Genomic DNA, 21,312 nt, shown 5'->3' on the forward strand with positions numbered 1-21,312 from the left:
CACAGTGTATGGCCGACGCGCCTATCCCAGGAGACGACCGATGAAGGGTGCTACCTCACGCCACGCCCGGGTCCGAGGTCTGCTCGGGCGCGGCGGTCACATCATCGATGCGGTAGCGGCGGGCGGCTTCGGCGGCGACGGACCGATCGACGCGGCCGTCGCGGGCCAGTGCCAGCAGTGCGCCGACGACGATCGACTCGGCGTCGACGTTGAACACGCGCCGCGCGGCGGGGCGGGTGTCGGAGAACCCGAAGCCGTCGGTGCCCAGCGTCAGGTAGGTACCGGGCACGTAGGCGCGGATCTGTTCCTGGACGGCCCGCTGGAAGTCGCTGACCGCGACCGTCGCGTTGGCGTCCAGCGCCGCGGTCACGAACGGAACCCGTGCGGGCGCGGACGGATCGAGCAGCGACTCGCGGTCGGCGGCGATGCCGTCGCGGGCCAGCTCCGACCACGACGTCACCGAATAGACCGACGCGGCCACCTTCCAGTCGTCGGCGAGCAGCTGCTGCGCGCGCAACGCGTCCGGCATGAGCACCCCGGAGGCGAGAATGTTCGCCTGCGCGATCGCGTCACCGGTGAGGGCGGGGGCGCCGGCATAGCGGTAGATCCCGCGCAGCAGGGCGTTGACGTCGAGGCCTTCGGGAGTGGCCGGCTGATGGAAGGGCTCGTTGTAGACGGTGATGTAGAAGAAGACGTCCTCGGGCTCGTCGCCGTACATCCGCCGCAGACCGTCGTCGACGATGTAGGCCAGCTCGTAGGCGAACGCCGGGTCGTAGATCACCGCAGCGGGATTGCTCGACGCCAGCAGGGGCGAATGCCCGTCGGCGTGCTGCAGTCCTTCGCCGGTCAACGTGGTCCGCCCGGCGGTGGCGCCGATGACGAAGCCGCGGGCCATTTGATCACCGGCGGCCCAGAAGCTGTCGCCGGTGCGCTGGAAGCCGAACATCGAATAGAAGATGTAGAGGGGGATCATCGGTACGTTGTGCGTCGAGTACGACGTGCCGACCGCGGTGAACGTGGCCGTCGATCCGGCCTCGTTGATGCCCTCGTGCAGGATCTGACCGGCCTGGCTCTCCTTGTAGGCGAGCATCAGCTCGGCATCGACAGAGGTGTAGAGCTGCCCGTTGGGGTTGTAGATCTTCAGCGAGGGGAACCAGGAGTCCATCCCGAAGGTGCGGGCCTCGTCGGGAATGATCGGGACGATCCGGTCGCCGATCTCCTTGTCGCGGAGCAGTTCCTTGAAGATGCGGACCAGTGCCATGGTGGTGGCCACCTGCTGTTTGCCCGATCCCTTCGCGACCGCCTCGATCGCCGGAGCCGTATCCGGATGCAGCGCTTGCGACGTCCGGCGGCGCGCGGGGAGGAAGCCGCCGAGGTTGCTCCGCCGGTCGAGCATGTATTTGATCTCGGTCGCCTCCGCGCCGGGGTGGTAGTACGGCGGCAGGTATGGATCGGCTTCGAGTTGCTCGTCGGTGAAAGGGATGCGCAGCGTGTCGCGCAGGGCGATGAGGTCGTCGAGTGCCAGTTTCTTCATCTGGTGCGTGGCGTTGCGGCCCTCGAAGTGCTTGCCGAGCGTGTAGCCCTTGATGGTCTTGGCGAGGATCACCGTCGGCTGGCCCTTGTGCGTCATCGCGGCCGAGTAGGCGGCGTAGAGCTTGCGGTAGTCGTGGCCGCCGCGCTTGAGGTTCCAGATCTCCTGGTCGCTCAGGTTCTTGACCAGTTCCTTGGTCCGCGGGTCGCGGTTGAAGAAGTGTTCGCGGACGAAGGCGCCGTCGTTGGCGCGATAGGTCTGGTAGTCGCCGTCGGGCGTCGAGTTCATCAGGTTGACCAGCGCGCCGTCACGGTCGGCATGGAGTAGGGAGTCCCACTCGCGACCCCACACCACCTTGATGACGTTCCAGCCGGCGCCCCGGAAAAAGGACTCCAGCTCTTGGATGATCTTTCCGTTGCCGCGGACGGGGCCGTCGAGTCGCTGCAGGTTGCAGTTGACGACGAAAGTCAGATTGTCTAGCCCCTCGGTCGCCGCCACCTGGAGCAGGCCGCGCGACTCGGGCTCGTCCATCTCGCCGTCGCCGAGGAAGGCCCACACGTGCTGTTGGCTGGTGTCGGACAGCCCACGGTCGTGCAGGTAGTGGTTGAAGCGGGCCTGCATGATCGCGTTCATCGGGCCGAGGCCCATCGACACCGTCGGGAACTGCCAGAACTCGGGCATCAGCCGCGGGTGAGGGTAGGAGGGGAGGCCGCCGCCCAGTCCGGCGTGGCTGTGTTCCTGCCGGAAGCCGTCGAGCTGATTCTCAGTGAGACGGCCTTCGAGGAACGCGCGCGCGTAGATACCCGGCGACGCGTGGCCCTGGATGAAGATCTGGTCGCCGCCGCCCGGGTGGTCTTGGCCGCGGAAGAAGTGGTTGAAACCGACTTCGTAGAGGGAGGCCGACGACGCGTAGGTGGAGATGTGGCCGCCGACGCCGATTCCGGGGCGCTGTGCACGGTGAACCATGATCGCGGCGTTCCAGCGGATCAGCCGGCGGAAGTTGCGCTCGACCTCTTCATCGCCGGGAAACCAGGGCTCGTTCTCGGTGGGGATGGTGTTGACGTAGTCGGTGGAAGTCAGCGACGGAATGGAGACGTGACGCTCACCGGCGCGCTCCAGCAGGCGAAGCATGAGGTAGCGGGCGCGTCCGGGACCCTCGGCGTCGATCAGCCCGTCGAGTGAACTCAACCATTCGGAGGTCTCCTCCGGGTCGATGTCGGGCAGGTAGGAGGCCACACCCTCCCGGATGACGCGGACGCGGTTGGCGTTGTTCGACTCGTCAGACACGGATATCGGTTCCTTAGATTCTGTTGTCGCCATTCGCTTGTGGTAAACGGCGCCGATGATGGGTGCGGGCGCGATGGGTGATGCGCCTCGCCCGTCCAGCCTAATAGTGCGCCGTGTCTCATGACCGATTGGTGGCCGCGTGACACGCATCAAGTGAATGGGCAGGCGTGGACACGAGGGCAATAGCCGATAGTCTCGTAGACGCGCCCGGCGAACCCGAGTGCGTCTACGAGTGAAGGCAAGGCGTCGCGAACAATACGGAGAGTCATGACTGACAGGAACTCGAAAGCCCGTCGACCTTGGGTCGCGGTCGTGGTCGCGGCGGTGCTTGTGACGGGTGTGCTGTCCGGGTGCACGGTCAACGGGACCGCCAGCGCGCCCGAGGCGGAGGTCGCCGCATACAAGAGCCAGCAACTCATCAAGCGGCAGAAGGCCAACGCGATGTCCACGTGCATGACCGTCAGCGTCACGCTCGCAGGCAGCTCGGCTGCGTACAACAGGTACATCGCAGCGCTTAACGCGCAGAATCCGGACCCGAAGTTGGCGACCGATGTCGTGAACCGTTTCAACTCGGACGTCGAATACCTGCGCAAGGCATCGACCGAGGAACTGCCCGACGATCTCAAAGAGCAGCTGAAGGTCCTCGCCGATACGCGCGAAACCCAGAGTAGGACCGTCGCCTCGAAAAACATCCAAGGCCTGAACGCGGCCGCGGACCGGATGAATCAGGGCCGCGCGAAACTCAACGACGTCTGCAGGGGCTACCTGCCGTGAGGCCTGGACGTTGAACCCGCGCTCGGCGCGACCGGGTGCGCAGACGCGTGCCGCGATGGCCGTGGTGACGGCCCTCGTCGCGACCGGGTGCGCGGTGTCCGGGCAGGCGGTGGCGCCCCCGGCCCAGGTGGAGAAGTACACGGCGCAGCAGAAGATCGAGCGCCAGCGCGCCAGCGCGGCGGCGGCGTGCACCTCCACGCTCAACGAGATGCGCGGATCGCTAAACGCCTACAACGCGATGATCACGACGCTCAACGCCAGTCAAAGCATGGACGAACTCAAAGGCACCGACCGTACCGTCGCGGCCAGGCTGAGTCGCGACGTCGCGAGCCTGCGCGGCCATGCCGGCAGTGGACTGCCGGATGATCTCGCCGGGCAGATGTCCCGTACCGCCGACACGGCTGAGGCTGTGCGCAGGGCCGTCACGCGCAAGCAGCGGGCGGCGCTGAACCCCGCGGCGAAGAAGTGGGACGAGGCGCGCCGCGGGCTGCTCGCCGTGTGTCGGAGCTACTTCACCGGGTGAATCCGCGATAGCGACAGTGACCGTTCGGGTTGCGCTCAGGCGCGCGAGCGGGTGGGATAACTACACAGGTCGTCGAGAATCACTCGGCGTCGTCCAGATAAGGGAGGTCACGCGTGGTCGCCGCCGATGGTTCCGGTGCGCAGAAGCTGGGGTTGAGTAAGGGGCTCGTCGTCCAGGAGTTGGGGTGGGACGATGACACCGACGACGACCTGCGCGCGGACATCGAGGACATCATCGACGCGGAGATGCTCGACGAGGACGCCGTCGAGGTGATCGACGTTGTACTCCTGTGGTGGCGCGACGACGACGGTGACCTGACGGATGCTCTGATCGAGGCGATCGGGCCGCTGGCCGACGATGGATACCTATGGGTGCTGTCACCGAAGACCGGCAGAAGCGGTCATGTCGAGCCGAGCGAGGTCAGCGAGGCCGCATCGACGACGGGCCTGACGCAGACCAGTGTGACCAACCTGGGCGACTGGACCGCCACGCGACTGGTACAGCCGCGTTCGCGCGGTGCGCGCTAGGCATGCAGGATCTGATCGCCGTCGGTAGCCGCGCGCCGGACTTCACTTTGCCCGACCAGAACAACCAACGGGTGAATCTGTCGACGCTGACCGACGAACGCCGCACGCTGCTGGTCTTCTTCCCACTCGCCTTCACCGGCAACTGCGAGGGCGAACTCGGCCTCATCCGCGACCGGCTGCCCGAGTTCGACAACGATTCGCTGACAACGGTGGCGATATCGGTCGGCCCGCCGCCCACGCACAAGGTGTGGTCGAGTGCGCAGGGGTTCCTGTTCCCGATCCTGTCCGACTTCTGGCCGCACGGCGCGGTAGCGCAACAGTACGGGGTGTTCAGCGAGCGCCACGGCTATTCGTTGCGCGGCACGGTGCTCGTCGACCGGGACCGCAGCGTGTTGTTCTCCGACGCCGCCGAGGCGGGCGCTCCGAGGGACGACTCGGTCTGGGAGCGCGCGCTGGCCGCGGTGCAGGTTTGAACCGCGACCGGCGAGCACGCTAGATTTGCCTAGCCATCGACGTCGATGACGGCGGGCGAGCGCGTATAGCTCAGCGGTAGAGCTCTGGTCTTACACACCAGCGGTCGTAGGTTCAAATCCTACTGCGCGCACTGTTATATATGTATATATGCAGGTCAAGGGGCAACTTTCCGGGACTCCCGATAGGTTGCCCTTCTCCTTTTACCCACATTTTGCCCACACTCGGAAATCACGTGGCCGTAACGGGACCATCTTGTCGAGCGCTGCGGCGACCGAATCGAGGTCGTCGTCGTGCAGATGTCCGCCGTGACCGGCGGCGCGAACACCTACATCGACGTCGTGCCCGACTAGTCACGTAGATCGGTGCGCACCGCGGCCCCTGCCCATCTAGTCAGACTTCACGAGCTGGTCGGCGCGCTGGTAGGACACGTCGAGGATCGCACCGATATCGCGCAGGGGCACCCCGCGACCGGCGAGCTGACGTGCCACGCGCCTCGATTCGGCTTGTGCCTCGTTCTCCATCTCTGCGGCGCGAGCCTTGAGCTTGGCGATATTGGCGGCGGCCGAGATCAGATCGTCCTTGTAGTCGACTGTGACGTGGACGTCGAGTCCTACGGCGCTGGGCGCGGAGTCGGTGACTGAGCAGATGAAGTCGCGCGCCTCGCGGTTGATGTCGGCGTAGCGGCGGGCCTGGGTGATCGCCTCGTCGGGGAAGCGGGCGCCGGTGGCATCGACATATCCGTCGAGTTCGGGAACGCGGATCATCCACCATCGTCCGTCGCGGTGGACGTCTACCCGATAGATCGTGCTCATTGTGCCTCCTCTTGGTTGCTCGCTTCGATGGCCTTGTTCACCTGTCGGTGGACACCCGGCGAGATCGTGCGGTGTCCGTCGGGTAGCGACACCTTGTAGTTGCCCGACGGGCTGACCCACACGGTGTGCGAGCCTATGGCGTTGCGCGGGCTGAAGCCCGCCGCCTTGAGTCGCTTGATGATGGTCCGAGTGGGCGCCTCACCGATCATGACACTAGTCTATCTGTCTAGACGAATGCAAGTCAAGTTAGATAGACAATATGCTACCGCAAACCTGCCTCCACCCGCCGAATACCGGGACGGCGAGAGGTAGGACGCTAGCCGCCTTCGCGTGATATCATCATAACGATATCGGAGGTGATTGCTGTGGAGCAGATTCTGATTCGCAACCTTCCTGCCGGCACGAAGGCGGCACTCAAGGCGCGCGCCGAACAGCACCGGCGGTCCGTTGAGGCCGAGGCACGCGACATCCTCGCTGAAGCGCTCGAACGTGAGCCGGCCACCCTCGTTGATCTACTCGGCACCGAGGAAGGTGCGGACATCGAGTTCGAGCCGGAAGGCCTCGGGCTAACTGCTCGCACCTCTGACCTGTGACTAGGACGATGCAGTACGTTCTGGACACGAACGTGGTCTCTGCCCTGCGGGTCCGTGGACGCAACACGCAGGTCGAGGCCTGGGTGTCAGCGGTTCCAGTCGCCGACCAGTTCGTGACAGCACCGTCTATCGCCGAGATCGAGCGCGGCGTGATCGCCCGGGAGCGATCTGACCCATCCCAGGGTCAGGTCCTGCGGCGCTGGTTCGACGATCACGTTCTGCCAGCATTTTCCGGACGGGTGCTGCCTTTCGACCTACCGGCCGCGCGAATCCTGGCCACCTACCGCGTCCCAGAACATGCTCCGCTCGATGACGCACTCATCGCTGCCATCAGTCAGGCCGCGCACATGACCGTGGTCACGCGGAACACTCGACATTTCGAGCCGCTCGGCGTCGACACAATTAACCCGTGGGCTTAGTCAGCTGCCCACGATCAACCCCGGGCGCTGCAGCTGGAAGAACTGCCAGATCAGCGCGGCGGCGTTGACCCGGTCGGACGGTCGCCAATCGGAGCGGGTGGAGCCCGGCCAGCGATGCGTTCCGCCGTCGATCCGCACATGACTCACCATCGTGCCCAGCGGCCGGCAGACGAACCAGTCGATGCGGGTGACGTTGGAGGCGATCTTTCGCTCCAGCGGTTGCTGGCACCCCGATCGGACGGTCCAGCGGTCGAGGTAGGCGGGAACCGCGGGAAGGTTCGAGCCGAACTTGTAGGCACCGTCGTAGGGGACGATCCGGTCCTCGGTGCCGTGGAACTCGATCCTCGATACTGCTCGGGAATGCTGGCAGCCGCGCTGAGACTGGGGGTAGAAGGCCCCCGACACCATGGCGATCCCGGCGAACTGTCCGGGGAGCTGGCATGCCAACAGATTGACCAGGCCGCCGCCGTTGGAACGGCCGACGGCGAAGATCCGGCTGCGATCGACGCACGCCTCCGAACTGATCTTGCGGATGATGGCGCGCGTGAACGCGATGTCGTCGGCCTTCGGGTTCGCGTACGGCGCCGACTGCCAGGAGCGCGGCCCCGTGCTGCTGCGCAGGCCGTCGGGGTAGGCGACGATCGCGGGCAGCCGCGACAGCTGGGTGTAGCGCTCGAACCAGATCGCCTTCTCGCCGCGGCCGTGGAACGCCAGGATCAACGGAGCAGCACTGCCTCGGCTGTACCCGGACGGCAGGTGAACCCGAAAGTGTCGTTCGACGCCGTTGACCTGCAAGGTCCGCGAGACCGAGGAGTTGGCGGCGAGATTGGCCGAACCGCTGCACGCGGCTGCCGGGCTGGCGACGACCTGCGGCGCGGCCACGACGTACTGGGCGGCGCTGCCACCGATGAGTCCGGCGGTGGCGAGGACACCGGCAGATAACGCAAGTCGACGAGAAAGCACGACGATCAGAATAGGGTGGCATCCAGTGATCACCTGCATCGACGGTGCCCAGGCGCATGAGGCGCCGATCGCATTGCCGCATGAAGCGTGACCATTTCGTCACCTTGAGTGTGACGAGAATCACTCACATGAGAGGGAGATATGCATCGGTCTGCTCGTTGGGGGATTGCCGCGCTCGCGGCGGTGGTGGCGACCGCGGTCATGCCCGCGACAAGTCAGGCCGCAGCGCCGTTGCCGCCCGGTTTCCTGTGGGGCGTGGCCTCCTCCGGCTTCCAATCCGAGGGATCGCCCGGCGGAAAGCCGGCGAGCAACTGGACGGTGCCGCGGTCGGGGCAGACTCCCATCGGGCGGTCGGTGGATTTCCGCAACCGCTACCGATCCGACATCGCGCTCGCACGGGGACTGGGCGTGAAGGTGTACCGGGTCGGCGTCGAATGGGCCCGTGTGCAGCCGTCGCCCACCCGGTTCGACGAGCGGGAATGGGCCTACTACGACGACATGATCGGCGCGATCGTCGCCGCGGGGATGCGCCCGATGATCACCATCGACCACTGGGTGTACCCGCAGTGGATGATGAGGGCCGGTGGATGGACCAACCCGGCGTCGGTCCGGTGGTGGCTGCGATACGCCAACCGTGTGGTGCACCGGTTCGCGAAGTTCGATCCGATGTGGGTGACGTTCAACGAGCCCGTCGTGAACATCGCGCAGCAACTCTCTCGCGGTGAGCTTCCGCCGTCGGCGGCGCCGACCATGGCCGACCGCATGGTCGAGGTCAATCGGCGAATCTACCGGGAGATCCATCGGATCCAGCCGCGCGCGATGGTGACCTCCAACTCCGCGTACATACCGGCCGGTGGTGAACCGCTGATCGACCCGGTGCTCACCGACCGGTTCATGCGCCACGCCGACTACGTGGGCGTCGACAACTACTACGGTTTCTCGCTCGGCAACCCGCTCGCGGTCACCGGTGCGCTGCGCGACGGCATGGCGGGACTTCCGGTCAGTGCCGACAGCATCTACTACGCACTGCGCTACAACGCCCGGCGGTACCCGGGCAAGCCGATCTACGTGGTGGAGAGCGGCATGCCGACCGCGGACGGCAAACCGCGATCCGACGGCTACCGGCGCGGCGACCACCTGGCCGACCTCATCTACTGGGTACAACGGGCACGGGCCGCGGGAATCCCGGTCATCGGCTACAACTACTGGAGTCTCACCGACAATTACGAGTGGGGGAGCTTCACCCCGCGCTTCGGCCTCTACACCGTCAACGTGGAGCGCGACCGCAGCCTGCGGCGGATTCCCACCGACGCCGTGCCGGTTTACCGTCGGATCATTTCGCGCAACGGCGTCGCGCCCAGCTATCGACCCACCCGTCCGGCGGAGTTCTGCTCGATCGTGGAAGCGGCCGCGAGCTGCCTCGAACCGGTACGGTGATGGCACTATGAGTCGCTCGCCGATCGATTCCGCGCCCGTCGTCACCGCTTTGGGGCAGGAGTGGGCCGCGTTGCGGGACCTGTTCGCCGGCCTGTCCGACGAGCAGTTAGCCGCGCCGTCAGTGCTGCCGGGGTGGACGAACGCGGACATCCTCGCCCACGTGATCGGTACGGAAAGCCTGCTGGCCGGACGACCGGTTCCCGAACGCGAGGTGAGCGGGCGCGCGCATGTTCGCAACCCGATCGGCGAGTTGAACGAGAAGTGGATCGAGGAGTTCCGCGGCCGCCCGGCCGGCGAGGTGCTCGAAGCCTTCGACTCGATCACCGCCGAGCGGGCGAGCGCGCTGGCCGCGATGTCCGACGAGGAGATGGCCGCGGAGACGCTGACACCGGCCGGTCCGGACAGCTACGCGCGATTCATGAGAATCCGTGTCTTCGATTGCTGGATCCACGAACTCGACGTCCGCGACGGATTGGCCCTCGGATCGCCGACGACGGCCGGTCCGGCCGCGGTCGCGGTCGAGGAGGCAGCGGCATCGCTGCCGTACGTCCTGGCCAAACGAGCGGGGGTGCCGCGCGGCAGCACGGTGGTGTTGCGGCTCACCGGCCTGGTGGACCGATCATTGGCCGTCGACGTCGCCGACCGCGCGACGCTCGTCGCCGCCGAAGAGGTTGCCGAACCCGACGTCGTGCTGACCGTCGACACGTGCGAGTTCTTCCGCCTCATAGGTGGACGCCGCGACGCGAATCCGTCGACGGTGGGTATCACCGGTGACCAGGCGCTCGGCGAGCGGATCGCCGCGAATCTCGCCTATACGATCTGACCGGCCCCCGCCCGCAGGTCGGCGTCGCGCAACGGCACCGCCGTGCCGGCGAGCGCGCGGGCTCGTGTGTCGTCGAGAATCTGCGCCGGTTGCGGATCGGCGAGCAGTGCCCGCGTCAGCGCTGGCGTCACGTCGATCGGAGCGCGGCTGGCGCCGATCACCACGTTGCCCGTGCGGCGGCCCTTGAGCATCGCGGCGTCGGCGACGGCGACGACGTGCTCGAATACGTTCCCGATGGTCGCCAGTTCCGTCCGGGCCAAGGTCAACCGGCGGTCATCGGCGCAGTTGACGAGGTAGAGCCCCCCGTCGTCGAGGAGGGCCGCCACCGCCTCGGTGAACTCCACCGTCGTCAGGTGGCCGGGCGCGCGTTCGCCGTTGAACGCGTCGCGGATGACCAGATCGCGGGTGCGCGGCGTCAGCTGTTCGACGACGGTGCGCGCTTCACCCACCCGGATGCGGAGCGCGGGGGATCGGGGCAGGTCGAACCACTCGCGCGCGTACGCCGCCAGCGCCGCATCGATCTCCACGGCCACCTGTCGGGCGCCGCCTCGATGGCGGTGGTCGAAGTATCGGGGCAGCGCGCAGGCGGCCGCGCCGAGATGAAGCACGCGGGGGCAGCGCGGTCCGGACGGGAATCGGTCGTCGGCGAGCACGACCATCTGGCGCATGTATTCGAAATCGAGGCGCGACGGGTCGTCGGGGTCGATGTGGCTGCTCTCCGCGCCGTTGATGGACAGCAGCCAGCCACCGCCGATCGCTGCCAACTCGGCTGTGCCGGTGTCGATCGGGTAGACCCCCGGGGAGGGGGCGGGGTTGCGGGCTGCCACGCGGCCAAGTCTAAGGCCCGCCGACGCGCGCACTGGATACGCTTGGCCAATGAAGACAGCCGCCGGGATCGTCATCGGGGCTCTCGCCGATACCGCGGTGGGTGATCCGCGCCGCTGGCATCCGGTGGCAGGATTCGGGCGGCTGGCCGGGACGCTGGAGCGCAAGATCTATGCGCCGAGCCGCGCGAAGGGCGCGCTGTTCACGCTCGTGTGCGTCTCGGCGGCAACGCTGGTCGGCGCGGTCTTGGACCGATTCGGTGTGTTGGGGGTCACCGCGGCCACGTGGACCGCGCTGGGGGGAAGATCCCTTGCGGCAGTGGGTGATTCGATGGCGGATGCGTTGGAGTCAGGCGATCTGGTCGCCGCCCGTGCATTGGTTCCGAGCCTGTGCGGGCGTGATCCGGAGGCGCTCGACGAAGCGGGCATCTGCCGTGCGGCGGTGGAGTCGATCGCCGAGAATACGTCCGATGCCGCGGTCGCGCCGCTGCTGGCCGCCGCGGTGGCGGGGGCGCCCGGTGTACTCGCTTACCGAGCGATCAACACGCTCGACGCGATGGTGGGGTACCGCAACGACCGGTATCGCGAATTCGGTTGGGCCAGCGCACGTCTGGACGACGTGGCCAACTATGTTCCGGCTCGCCTGTCCGGCGTGCTGGCCGTGTTGTGCGGCCCGTCGCCAGCGTCGGCCGTCGCGACCTGGCGCCGCGACGCGCGCCGTCACCCCAGCCCGAACGCCGGCGTCGTCGAAGCAGCCTTTGCCGGTGCACTGGACCTTTCGCTCGGCGGTACGACGGCCTATCACGGGTACACGGAGGAGCGGCCGGTGCTCGGGACGGGGCGCGCACCGCAGGTCGAAGACTTGCGCGCCGCGGTGCGACTGTCGAGGCGTGTCCGCGCCGGGGCGGTGGTGGTCGCCGTCGCGATAGCGTTCAGCCGCGGCCGTAGCGGTCGGCGAGCTTGCGTTTGACCTGTTCGTCGTCGACCTGCGGCGCGTTGCCGATCGTGTGCCGCTGACGCGCACCGGTGGCGAATCCGGCGTCGCGCAACCGCTCCTTCGCGCTGGCGGGTGCATCGGCGGCATCCTCGTCGGCGGTCAGGCGGTCGGTGGCGGCCCTGCGCCGCTGCCGGATCTCGGTGAACAGGAAATAGGCGACGCCGAGCGGGGCCATGATGCCGAATGCCAGCCACTGCAGCCCGTAGGAAAGGTACGGGCCGGACTCCAGCTGGGGGAGCGCGATCGGGGCCAACGAACCCGGCTGGTCGGCCGAGAGCTGCAGATAGAACGGCGCCAGCTCGGTGCGCTGCGCGCGGGCGACGTCCGCTGGATCGATGCTGTAGGCGGTCATGGTGCCGTCGACACGGCTCACCTCGCGCCCTGGTGACGTGCCTTCCGGCCCTCGGATCCGCGCATTGATCGTCACCGTTTCCGACGGGGGCGCTGGTACCTCCGGGATGTCGGCGGCCTTGGGGGGACGCACGTAGCCGCGGTTGACGAGGTAGGTCGCGCCCGCGGTCTCGAACGGTGTCAGAACCTCCACTGCCGGACGCCCCTCGATGCTGCGCAGCCGGAGCAGGACTTGCTGATCGGTGCGGTAGCGGCCGGTCACCGCCACCTCGCGCCACTCGGTCTCCGGATCGAAGGTTCCAGGGGTACGCACGACGTCGGCGATCGGCTCGGACGACGTGGCGACGGCCTCTCGGATGAGTTCGTTGCGATGCGACGTCGTCGAGTTCTTTCCCAATTGCCACGGCGCCAGCACCGAGAAGCACAAAGCGGCGAACGCGACGACGGCGATCCCCAGCGCGATCCAGCCGGGGCGCAGTATCGCGCGCAGAACCGACATGCTCAGCTCACAACGGACTCGCGCAGCCGCGCTCGCACCCATTCGAGGATGCCGGGGACTGCTGCTTCGATCAGCTCGCGCGTGAGCGCGAAATCATCCTCGGTCCCGTAGTACGGGTCGGGGACGTCGGCGAGTGGGTCGGACGAGGGGTCGAAGCTGCGGAAGAGGCGCGTGCGGTCGCGCAGCCGCTTGCGCTCCAACGCGCGCAGGTGGCCGACGTCCATGGCCAGCAGTAGGTCGGCGTCGAAGTGGTCGGGGCCCAGCTGAGCGGCGACGTGCCCGTCGGGGTAGCCGTGGGCGAGCAGCTCGGTGCGGGCCCGATTGTCGGCCGGGTCACCGACGTGCCAGCCGCTGGTCCCGGCGCTCACCACGTCGACCCGGTCATCGAGGCCGGCTTCGGTCAGGGCGTGCCGCAGAATGTTCTGCCCCATGGGGGACCGGCAGATGTTTCCGGTGCACACCACACAAATGAGGAGTTTCTCAGTCATCGCATAACCAGCCTACGGGTAGCAGGGGCTCGGCGCGCGGGTCGGTACGCTCGACGGTTATGGATCCCGACCGCCACGGCGACGCCGATGCCTGGCCCGGGATGGTCGACTTCGCGGTGAACGTGAGGCCGGGACCACCGGATTTCGTGCTCGCAGCGCTGAGCGAGTCGCTGCTCGACCTTGCCGCCTATCCGCGAGCCGAAGACGAGTTCGCGGCCCGCGCCTCGGTGGCCGAATCGCACGGACGTTCGCCCGACGAAGTGCTGCTCCTCAACGGCGTCGCGGAGGGATTCGAGTTGCTCGCCGGCCTGTCGGTGCGGCACGCCGCCGTGGTGGTGCCGTCGTTTACCGAACCGGTGTCCGCGCTGCGTCGAGCCGGGGTCCGGGTGACGGAGGTCGTGGGTGCCCAACCGTGGCGGCTGGCACAGGTGCACGACGACGTGCCGTCCGACGCGGACCTCGTCGTCGTCGGCAACCCGACGAACCCCACGTCGGTTCTGCATCCCGTCGATGACGTCCTGGCCTTTCGCGCGCCCGGACGGCTGCTCGTCGTCGACGAGGCGTTCGCCGACCTGGCGGGCGGGTCGGTGGCCGACCGAAGCCTCGACGACGTCGTCGTGCTGCGAAGTGTGACCAAGACCTTCGGCCTGGCCGGACTGCGCGCCGGCTATCTGTTGGCCGCACCGGGTGTGATCGCCGATCTGACCAGGCGCAGGCGCAGCTGGCCGGTAGGTTCGCCGACGCTCGCCGCGCTGCGTGCGTGCACTGGGCCGCGCGGCCAGGCCTACGCGGCAGCGATGGCCGACGAGGTTGCCGGCGACCGCGATCATCTCTGCCGTCGCCTCGTCGAGGCTGGTTTCACACTCCCGGTGCGGCCGGAGGCGCCGTTCGTCCTGGCCCATCACCGGCAGGCGGCGACAATCCGGGAACAGTTGGCGCGCCGGGGATTCGCCGTGCGTTCCGCGGCGAACTTCACCGGCCTCTCGGATCGGTATCTGCGTTTCGCGGTCCGGGGGCGAGAGGTCGTCGATGATCTATCCCGTGCGCTCGAGGCGGTACTCGCCGACGAGTCGCGGATGTCGGGGTCGAAGGAGGAGTCCGGTGGCTGAGGATGTAGCGCTCGTACGGGTGATCGAGCGGTTGGAGGAGGCTTACCCGCCTCGGCTCGCGGAGCACTGGGATTCGGTCGGTCTCGTGTGCGGCGATCCCGCCGAGCCCGTTCGCCGCGCGCTCGTGTGCGTCGATGTCACCGACGACGTCGTCGCGGCGGCGATCGACCGCGAATGCCAACTCATCGTCGCCCACCATCCATTGCTGCTGCGCGGCGTAGATACCGTGGCGGCGTCCACCCCCAAGGGTGCGTTGATTCATCGTCTGATCCGTGCGGGATGTGCGCTGTTCACCGCGCACACCAATGCCGATAGCGCTCGACCTGGCGTGTCCGACGCGCTGGCGGACCTGCTCGGCCTCGGCGACACCGTCCCGCTCCGGCCGCTGCCCTCCGGGGATTTGGACAAGTGGGTCGTCATGGTGCCGGTCGACGACGCCTCGGCGGTCCGATCGGCGATGTTCGCCGCGGGCGCCGGTGAGATCGGCGACTACCGGCACTGCGCGTGGTCGGTCGTCGGCACCGGTCAGTTCGAACCGTTGCCCGGCGCGGCACCGGCGATCGGTGAGATCGGCGGGCTGAGCGAGGTGGCCGAGGCGCGCGTCGAGATGGTCGCGTCGCGGCGTGTCCGCGAGGAGGTTCTCGCGTCGTTGCGGTCAGCGCATCCGTATGAAGAACCGGCCTTCGACGTCTTCGAGCTGGCCGCCCTGCCGAGCGGCGTCGGATTGGGGCGCGTGGGCGAGCTGTCGGAAGAACTGTCGTTGCGCGAGTTTGCCGACTTTGTCGCGAGTCGGCTGCCGACCGCACCCTGGGGGATCCGCGCCGCCGGTGACCCGCAGCGCCGGATTCGTCGTGTCGCGGTATGCGGCGGGGCGGGAGATTCCCTCATCGACGATGCGGTGCGGGCCGCTGCCGACGTCTACGTGACCGGGGACCTCCGGCATCATGTCGTCGATGAGGCGTTGCGCGCGGGTGGGCCGGCCTTCGTGGATGCGGGGCATTGGGCGACGGAGTTCCCGTGGTGCGGCTCGGTGGCCAAGATGCTGACCTCGCTCGGGGTGGAGACGACCGTGCATTCCGAACCGACCGACCCGTTCAGGTTGCACGGCGCGTCCGCGCACTAGGCACGGTCGGCGGGAATCTGGGCACGGTCGGCGGGAATCTGGGCACGGTCGGCGGGAATCTGGGCACGGTCGGCGGGAATCTGGGCACGGTCGGCGGGAATGTGGGCACGGTCGGCGGGAATCTGGGCACGGTCGGCGGGCAAGTACACTCGCGCAGATGAAGGTCGAGGCGGCGCGGCAGCGAATCATGCTCGAGGTGGCCGAGGTCGACGCCGATCTGGCCAAACTGCGCCATCGTCGCGCCAATCTTCCCGAAGAGCAGGAGATGGCCGATCTGCGCGACCGCATCGCCGTCGCTCGCGACGACGCGGTCCGGGCGGATATCGCCGCACAGGACCTCGACCGCGAATACCAGCGGCTCGACACCGAGATCAACGGGATGCGCATTCGCGAGGAACACGACAAGGAACTGCTGGACCGGCCGGGGATGGCCGCCAAAGCGCTGGCCGAACTGCAGCATGAACTTGCCGGATTGGCGCGCCGCCGGGCGGTGGCGGAGGACGAACTCCTGGACTTGATGGAGCAGCAGGAGGCGACGTCGGCGGAGAAAGCGCGCGCCGAGGCCGCGGTGGCGGCTCTCGAGGTGGATCTGGAGCAGGTCACCTCGCGACGCGACGCCGCCGGCACCGACCTCGACGAGAAGGTCGCCGACTTGGAGGCGCGGCGCACAGCGATTGTCGCGGACGCACCAGCCGAACTGCTCACGGTCTACGACCGCCAGCAGTCCCATGGAAAACCGGGCGCCGGGCTGCTGCGTCAACGACGGTGCGGCGCGTGCCGGATGGAACTGGACCGAGGCACCCTTTCGCAGATCGCGACCGCTGCCGAGGACGAGGTGCTGCGATGCGAAGAATGCGGCGCGCTGCTCATCCGGACCCATGAGTCGGGACTGTGACCGGAGTGGAGTCGACCCGCCTCGTCCTCCTGCGTCACGGGCAGACGCCGCTGTCGGTCGAGCGCCGGTACTCCGGACGCGACGATGTCGCACTAACCGAACTCGGCGTCGACCAGGCCGCCCGAGCCGCCGGCCGGCTCGCGAATTGGCCGATCTCGGCGATCGTTTGTTCGCCGCTGCGGCGGACCAGGCAGACCGCGGAACCGCTTGCCGCGGCTGCCGGGTTACCGGTCACCGTCGATGACCGGCTGATCGAGGCCGACTTCGGCGAATGGGAAGGTCTCACGTTCACCGAGGCGGCGCAGCGCGACCCCGAGTTGCACCGTGAGTGGGTCGGTGACGAAGTGATCGCTCCGCCCGGCGGGGAGAGCTTCGCCGACGCCGCGCGGCGGGTCGCCGACGCGCGCGCCGCGATCGTCGCCGACCATCCGGGTCAGACCGTCGTCGTGGTCAGTCACGTGACACGGATCAAATCGATACTTCGCGACGCCATGCGCGTCGGTCCGGAACTCCTCTACGGGCTGCATCTGGATCTGGCTTCGGTATCGCTGGTGGAGTTCTTCGCCGATGGCGGATCTGTGGGTCGCCTGGTGAACGACACGTCTCACCTGCGCAGTTACCCACTCGGTTAGCGTCGGCGCCGCACCCGGTGCGTGTACTCTGAACGGGCGAACGAGTCGGCCAGGCGGCCGCGTCGCGCGGAACGGCCAGGTCCCTGGTGCGCCGCGCGCCGAGGAAAGTCCGGACTCCACAGAGCAGGGTGGTTGCTAACGGCAACCCGAGGTGACTCGCGGGACAGTGCCACAGAAAACAAACCGCCGGCGCGAGCCGGTAAGGGTGAAACGGTGCGGTAAGAGCGCACCAGCGGCGCGGGTGACCGCGTCGGCTAGGTAAACCCCACCTGGAGCAAGGTCGAAGCCCGCACCACACGGTGCGGGTGCGCGGGCGTTTGAGGGCTGCTCGCCCGAGCCCGCGGGTGGACTGCTCGAGGCACCCGGCGACGGTGTGCCCAGATGGATGGTCGCCCCCGCTTCGGCGGGACAGGATCCGGCTTATCGGCCGGCTCGTTCGCCACCACTCACTCCGTCGGAATCACGGGTGGTCTATCCGGACGACCCGGGTGTTGCGGGTGCTTGCAGCTGGTGGTTGGCTTATTCTCATCGGACGCGACGACGACGTGCGCCGCAACCCGATCTAGTTGGATCCCAGCGTGTTAATCTCAGCCGGTTGTCTGGGCTACACGCCCTGTTCGGAATGGGGAAAAGGTGAATAGGACGTTCAAGACCGCGGTGGTTGCACTCGCGGCAACCCTAGGCTTGATGACGGGTGCGGGACCGGTCACGGCCGATCCCGTTGCGGTCAACGAACGCGTCAGCAAGGCGCTGGTGTTCTTGCTCGTGCAGTTCACCGGGCAGGTGCAGATCCCCTTCACCGACGGTGCGGCGTGGTCCGAAGATGTCTCCGCCGGTGCGCTGTGCACGGGTTACATCGTCGATCCGACCGGGTTCGTGGCGACTGCGGGCCACTGCGTCAACGTGTCCGACGACAGCCTCAAGAACGAGATCCGCGAGCAGGCGGTGATCGCCCTCGCCAAGAAGCAGAACCGTGACGCCACCTGGGCGTCGAACATCTATCGGCGTGCCGTTAGCGAGGCGTGGCCGGTGCGCGGCGCCGGTGGCGACGGCGAGAAGCCGACGGTGTCGGTGAAAGCCAAGCAGGCATCGGGCCCCAACCAGGTGATCCGCGAGTGGACGACGCTGCAGGTGGTGGCTTCGCAGGCGTTCCGTGACGGTGACAACGCGATCCTGAAGATCAACTCGGCGCCCGGTCAGCTCACCGCGCTGCCGATCGCGAAGGACGTCCCGAAGACCGGTGAGTCGATCACCAGCGTCGGCTTCCCGTCGCAAGTCCGCAAGGTCAGCGACGACATCACGCTGCCGCAGCCGTCCTTCAAGACGGGGACCGTGTCGTCGCGGCAGCAGAATCCCAGCGGTGTGGCACAGACCGAGGTCTCGGCGACTCTCGGTAAGGGCATGTCGGGCGGCCCGACGGTCAACGCCGCGGGCGAGGTCATCGGCACCAACTCGATGAAGACCGTGTCCAGTGACGAGACCTCCGAGTTCGGGTTCATCACCGACAACGTCGCGTTGCGCCTGTACCTGCAGAACAACGGCGTCGCGCTCGCCGCACCCGAGGAAGAGGGCTCGGGGCTGAACATGTGGATCTGGCTGGGACCGCTGATCGGCCTGCTGGCGCTCATTCTCATCGTCGGCCTCGTCCTCGGGCTTCGCCGCAAGCCGAAGTCGGGTCCGCCCAACTTCGGTGGGGGCGGAGGCCCGGGCGGTGGTGGATCGCCGTTCGGCGGGCCCACGGCCCCGCAGGGCATCGGACAGTTCGGTGCACCCACGCCGCCCGCGCAGCCGTCGGGATTCCCGCCGCCTTCGCCGCAACCGGGATTCGGAACCCCGCCGCCGCAGTCGGGACCGTCCTTCGGTCAGCCCGGTTTCCCCCCGCCCGGTCAGCAGCCCGGGTACCCGGGCTCGCAGTTCGGTCGCTAACCGGTCGGTATTTCGCCCATCCGCGCGTTCCGCCAATTTGTCCGGTTAGTCTGACCGGAGCGATCATGGCCGACCGCGCTGGCGGTTGCGGAGTGAAACGGGGAATGGTGCGTACAACAGTCAAACTGGCGGCGATCGCCGTCGCGGCCGCGATGGGCCTGCTGTCGGGATCCGGCCCGGCCGTCGCCGATCCCGTGTCGGTCAACGAAAAGGTCAGCAAGGCACTGGTCTTCCTGCAGATGACCGTCACCGGGCAGGTTCAGATTCCGTTCGAAAGCGGTCCGAAGTGGTCGCAGGACGTCGAGTTCAGCGGCGTCTGCTCGGGCTACGTCGTCGACCCCACCGGATTCATCGCCACCGCGGGCCACTGTGTCTACACCGGCGACGACCAGACGAAGAACATGCTGAGGCAGAAGGCCGTCGTCGCGCTGGCGTCCGCTCAGCGTCGCGACAGTGCGTGGGCCACCACCATCTACCGCCGTGCCCTGAACGAGGGGTGGCCGGTTCGTGCGGCGGGTGGCGATGGCGAGAAGCCGTCGGTGTCGGTCAAGGTGAAGCAGCCCGGCGGACCGAATCAGGTGATCCGCGACTGGACCACGGTCCAGGTGGTCTCGAGCCAGTCGTTCAAGGACGGCGACAACGCGATTCTGAAGCTGAACTCGCCGCCCGGCGAGCTGACGGCGCTGCCGATCAGCACGGAGATTCCGAAGGCGGGCGAAGCCGTCACCAGTGTCGGATTCCCCGGTCAGGTGCGACGCGTCAGCGATGACATCACCCTGCCCCAGCCGTCGTTCAAGACCGGCACCGTATCGTCGCGCCAGCAGAACTCGGCCGGCGCCGCGCAGACCGAGGTGTCGGCCACGATCGGCAAGGGCATGTCGGGCGGGCCCACGGTGAACGCGGACGGGCTCGTGATCGGCACGAACTCGATGAAGACCGTCTCGCAGGAAGAGTCCTCGGAATTCGGTTTCGTCACCGACAACATCGCGCTGCGGAACTACCTGCAGAGCAACGGAGCGGTACTGGTCAGTGCCGAGCCGGCCGGTTCGAAGCTGAGCATGTGGGTCTGGTTGGGACCGCTGATCGGAGTCATCCTGCTGCTGGCCATCGTCGGGCTGCTTCTCGGGTTCCGGCGTAAGCCGGCGCCCGTTGCCGCGTACCCCGTTCAGGGGACCGGCCCGCTACCCGGAGCTCCGCAAGCACCGTTCACGGGGCAGGTTCCCGGTCCGATTCCGGCTCCGCCGCCACCGCCGGGGCCGGCGCAGCATCCGGGGCAGGGGCCCAACCCGTACCAGCCGCCGACGGCGCCGCCACCGCCCCCTGGGCCGGGACCGATCGGCTAACGCCCGGCGAATCCGTCAGTGGCGGCCACCAGCGCGTCGACGATCCCGGGTTCGAACGATGCGTGCCCGGCGTCGTCGACGATCGCCAGTGTTGCGCTCGGCCACGCGCGATGCAGGTCCCACGCGCTGCGCATCGGACAGACGACGTCGTAGCGCCCCTGGACGATGACCGCGGGGATGTCGGCGATCCGGTCGATCTCGTCGAGGAGTTGTCCGTCGCGCAGGAAGCCGCCGTGGGTGAAGTAGTGGTTCTCGATCTTGGCGAACGCCAGCGCGAACCGCTCGGGGTCGTCGAACGGTTCCTCCGGCCGGGGGAGAAGGTAGCTGGTCGAGGTCTCCCAGGTGGTCCACGCGAGCGCGGCTGCGAGGGCCTGATCGTGGTCCGGCCCGGTGAGGATGCGGTGGTAGGCGGCGACGAGATCGCCGTCACGCTCGTCGTCGGGGATGGGTGCGAGGTAGCCCTCCCACCGGTCGGGGAAGACGTTGGCGGCTCCGCCGTTGTAGTACCAGTCGATCTCGCTGCGGCGCAGCAGGAAGATGCCGCGCAGCACGAGTTCGGTGACCCGGTCCGGGTGCGCCTGCGCGTAGGCCAGCCCGAGCGTCGAACCCCATGATCCGCCGAAGACCTGCCAGCGCGACACCCCCAGATGCTTGCGCAGCTTCTCCATGTCGGCGATGAGGTGCTGGGTGGTGTTCACCGAGAGGTCGGCGCCGTCGGCGATATGGGGACGCGATCGCCCGCAACCGCGCTGGTCGAAGAGCACGATCCGGTAGCGGTCGGGGTCGAAGAAGCGGCGTTGCCGGCCCGACGTCCCGCCGCCGGGACCGCCGTGGACGAAAACGGTGGGTTTGCCCTCGGGGTTCCCCGAGACCTCCCAGTAGAGTTCCTGGCCGTCACCGACGTCGAGGTGACCGTGGTCGTGCGGTTCGATCTCCGGATACAGCTCGCGCATGCACCCAGC

24 protein-coding genes, 1 tRNA gene and 1 other RNA gene are annotated in these 21,312 nt (G+C 67.7%); 17 read left to right on the top strand and 9 right to left on the bottom strand.

All coding sequences use genetic code 11. From position 1 onward, the window contains the following. Positions 1–55: 55 nt before the first annotated feature. Positions 56–2,818, bottom strand: coding sequence for a pyruvate dehydrogenase (acetyl-transferring), homodimeric type (gene aceE / locus GOARA_RS04295; protein WP_007321073.1), 2,763 nt, complete (start codon positions 2,816–2,818; stop codon positions 56–58). A gap of 267 nt (positions 2,819–3,085) precedes the next feature. On the opposite strand from aceE, the gene GOARA_RS04300 reads away from it, so the two are divergent. The 5 genes from GOARA_RS04300 (at position 3,086) to GOARA_RS04320 (ending at position 5,246) form a co-directional block, all read left to right on the top strand. After that, the gene (locus GOARA_RS04300; protein ID WP_007321074.1) at positions 3,086–3,592 is read left to right on the top strand and encodes an Rv2240c family protein; all 507 of its coding nucleotides are present in this window, start codon (positions 3,086–3,088) and stop codon (positions 3,590–3,592) included. A gap of 55 nt (positions 3,593–3,647) precedes the next feature. Next, the gene (locus tag GOARA_RS04305; RefSeq protein WP_138947532.1) at positions 3,648–4,115 is read left to right on the top strand and encodes an Rv2240c family protein; all 468 of its coding nucleotides are present in this window, start codon (positions 3,648–3,650) and stop codon (positions 4,113–4,115) included. A 113-nt stretch (positions 4,116–4,228) separates the two neighbouring features. Next, entirely contained in the window at positions 4,229–4,642 is a 414-nt protein-coding gene (locus tag GOARA_RS04310) for a DUF3052 domain-containing protein (protein WP_007321076.1), read from the top strand. Between the two features lie 2 nt (positions 4,643–4,644). Then, on the top strand, positions 4,645–5,115 hold the full coding sequence (locus GOARA_RS04315) for a redoxin domain-containing protein (RefSeq protein ID WP_007321077.1): 471 nt from the start codon (positions 4,645–4,647) through the stop codon (positions 5,113–5,115). Between the two features lie 59 nt (positions 5,116–5,174). Continuing rightward, a tRNA-Val gene (locus GOARA_RS04320) sits at positions 5,175–5,246 on the top strand. 256 nt (positions 5,247–5,502) lie between these two features. Here the strand turns inward: GOARA_RS04320 and GOARA_RS04325 are convergent. Beyond that, entirely contained in the window at positions 5,503–5,928 is a 426-nt protein-coding gene (locus GOARA_RS04325) for a hypothetical protein (RefSeq protein WP_007321078.1), read from the bottom strand. Further along, on the bottom strand, positions 5,925–6,137 hold the full coding sequence (locus GOARA_RS04330) for a type II toxin-antitoxin system HicA family toxin (RefSeq protein ID WP_007321079.1): 213 nt from the start codon (positions 6,135–6,137) through the stop codon (positions 5,925–5,927). The genes GOARA_RS04325 and GOARA_RS04330 overlap by 4 nt, the downstream gene beginning before the upstream one ends. A 156-nt stretch (positions 6,138–6,293) precedes the next feature. Between GOARA_RS04330 and GOARA_RS04335 the strand changes: the two genes are divergently transcribed. Together GOARA_RS04335 and GOARA_RS04340 are read left to right on the top strand one after the other, a co-directional pair. After that, complete coding sequence (locus GOARA_RS04335; RefSeq protein ID WP_040521729.1) at positions 6,294–6,521, top strand: FitA-like ribbon-helix-helix domain-containing protein; 228 nt, start codon at positions 6,294–6,296, stop codon at positions 6,519–6,521. An 8-nt stretch (positions 6,522–6,529) separates the two neighbouring features. Beyond that, positions 6,530–6,940, top strand: coding sequence for a type II toxin-antitoxin system VapC family toxin (locus GOARA_RS04340; protein WP_007321081.1), 411 nt, complete (start codon positions 6,530–6,532; stop codon positions 6,938–6,940). Here the strand turns inward: GOARA_RS04340 and GOARA_RS04345 are convergent, their stop codons facing one another. Beyond that, positions 6,941–7,903: a CE1 family esterase gene (locus GOARA_RS04345; protein ID WP_050947156.1), complete on the bottom strand. Its 963-nt coding sequence runs from the start codon at positions 7,901–7,903 to the stop codon at positions 6,941–6,943. It abuts the gene before it with no gap. A 141-nt stretch (positions 7,904–8,044) separates the two neighbouring features. Between GOARA_RS04345 and GOARA_RS04350 the strand changes: the two genes are divergently transcribed. Together GOARA_RS04350 and GOARA_RS04355 are read left to right on the top strand one after the other, a co-directional pair. Then, positions 8,045–9,340, top strand: coding sequence for a family 1 glycosylhydrolase (locus tag GOARA_RS04350; RefSeq protein WP_007321083.1), 1,296 nt, complete (start codon positions 8,045–8,047; stop codon positions 9,338–9,340). Between the two features lie 7 nt (positions 9,341–9,347). Then, positions 9,348–10,163: a maleylpyruvate isomerase family mycothiol-dependent enzyme gene (locus GOARA_RS04355; RefSeq protein WP_007321084.1), complete on the top strand. Its 816-nt coding sequence runs from the start codon at positions 9,348–9,350 to the stop codon at positions 10,161–10,163. Here the strand turns inward: GOARA_RS04355 and GOARA_RS04360 are convergent. After that, positions 10,151–10,990, bottom strand: coding sequence for a spermidine synthase (locus GOARA_RS04360; protein WP_007321085.1), 840 nt, complete (start codon positions 10,988–10,990; stop codon positions 10,151–10,153). The genes GOARA_RS04355 and GOARA_RS04360 overlap by 13 nt on opposite strands. Positions 10,991–11,039: 49 nt before the next feature. Between GOARA_RS04360 and GOARA_RS04365 the strand changes: the two genes are divergently transcribed. After that, a complete protein-coding gene (locus tag GOARA_RS04365) occupies positions 11,040–11,957 on the top strand; it encodes a cobalamin biosynthesis protein (protein WP_007321086.1) in 918 nt (305 codons plus the stop codon). Here GOARA_RS04365 and GOARA_RS04370 read toward each other — a convergent pair. Together GOARA_RS04370 and GOARA_RS04375 are read right to left on the bottom strand one after the other, a co-directional pair. Beyond that, a complete protein-coding gene (locus GOARA_RS04370; protein WP_007321087.1) occupies positions 11,920–12,834 on the bottom strand; it encodes an SURF1 family cytochrome oxidase biogenesis protein in 915 nt (304 codons plus the stop codon). The two genes, GOARA_RS04365 and GOARA_RS04370, sit on opposite strands and share 38 nt — an antisense overlap. A 2-nt stretch (positions 12,835–12,836) precedes the next feature. Further along, positions 12,837–13,322: a low molecular weight protein-tyrosine-phosphatase gene (locus GOARA_RS04375; protein WP_040521730.1), complete on the bottom strand. Its 486-nt coding sequence runs from the start codon at positions 13,320–13,322 to the stop codon at positions 12,837–12,839. 59 nt (positions 13,323–13,381) lie between these two features. On the opposite strand from GOARA_RS04375, the gene cobC reads away from it, so the two are divergent. Together cobC and GOARA_RS04385 are read left to right on the top strand one after the other, a co-directional pair. Further along, a complete protein-coding gene (cobC, locus tag GOARA_RS04380; RefSeq protein WP_007321089.1) occupies positions 13,382–14,431 on the top strand; it encodes an Rv2231c family histidinol phosphate aminotransferase CobC in 1,050 nt (349 codons plus the stop codon). Further along, positions 14,424–15,554: a Nif3-like dinuclear metal center hexameric protein gene (locus GOARA_RS04385; protein ID WP_040521731.1), complete on the top strand. Its 1,131-nt coding sequence runs from the start codon at positions 14,424–14,426 to the stop codon at positions 15,552–15,554. Before cobC ends, GOARA_RS04385 begins: the two co-directional genes overlap by 8 nt. Here the strand turns inward: GOARA_RS04385 and GOARA_RS20100 are convergent. Beyond that, on the bottom strand, positions 15,551–15,703 hold the full coding sequence (locus tag GOARA_RS20100; RefSeq protein ID WP_007321091.1) for a hypothetical protein: 153 nt from the start codon (positions 15,701–15,703) through the stop codon (positions 15,551–15,553). The genes GOARA_RS04385 and GOARA_RS20100 overlap by 4 nt on opposite strands. Positions 15,704–15,711: 8 nt before the next feature. On the opposite strand from GOARA_RS20100, the gene GOARA_RS04390 reads away from it, so the two are divergent. The 5 genes from GOARA_RS04390 to GOARA_RS04405 all read left to right on the top strand — a co-directional run bounded on the left by GOARA_RS04390 (position 15,712) and on the right by GOARA_RS04405 (position 20,350). Then, positions 15,712–16,449 (top strand): zinc ribbon domain-containing protein, encoded by a 738-nt coding sequence (locus GOARA_RS04390; RefSeq protein ID WP_007321092.1) that lies wholly within the window; start codon positions 15,712–15,714, stop codon positions 16,447–16,449. After that, the gene (locus GOARA_RS04395) at positions 16,446–17,081 is read left to right on the top strand and encodes a histidine phosphatase family protein (RefSeq protein WP_007321093.1); all 636 of its coding nucleotides are present in this window, start codon (positions 16,446–16,448) and stop codon (positions 17,079–17,081) included. Before GOARA_RS04390 ends, GOARA_RS04395 begins: the two co-directional genes overlap by 4 nt. Before the next feature lie 41 nt (positions 17,082–17,122). After that, an RNA gene (gene rnpB / locus GOARA_RS18835) (RNase P RNA component class A) lies at positions 17,123–17,520 on the top strand. Positions 17,521–17,768: 248 nt separating this feature from the next. After that, the gene (locus GOARA_RS04400) at positions 17,769–19,007 is read left to right on the top strand and encodes a S1 family peptidase (protein ID WP_040521732.1); all 1,239 of its coding nucleotides are present in this window, start codon (positions 17,769–17,771) and stop codon (positions 19,005–19,007) included. 104 nt (positions 19,008–19,111) lie between these two features. After that, complete coding sequence (locus GOARA_RS04405) at positions 19,112–20,350, top strand: S1 family peptidase (RefSeq protein ID WP_007321095.1); 1,239 nt, start codon at positions 19,112–19,114, stop codon at positions 20,348–20,350. Here the strand turns inward: GOARA_RS04405 and pip are convergent. Then, positions 20,347–21,303, bottom strand: a complete 957-nt coding sequence (pip, locus tag GOARA_RS04410) for a prolyl aminopeptidase (protein WP_007321096.1) — start codon at positions 21,301–21,303, stop codon at positions 20,347–20,349. The genes GOARA_RS04405 and pip overlap by 4 nt on opposite strands. Positions 21,304–21,312 lie beyond the last annotated feature (9 nt).

This window comes from Gordonia araii NBRC 100433 (assembly GCF_000241265.1).
GTDB classification, from domain to species: Bacteria; Actinomycetota; Actinomycetes; order Mycobacteriales; family Mycobacteriaceae; genus Gordonia; species Gordonia araii.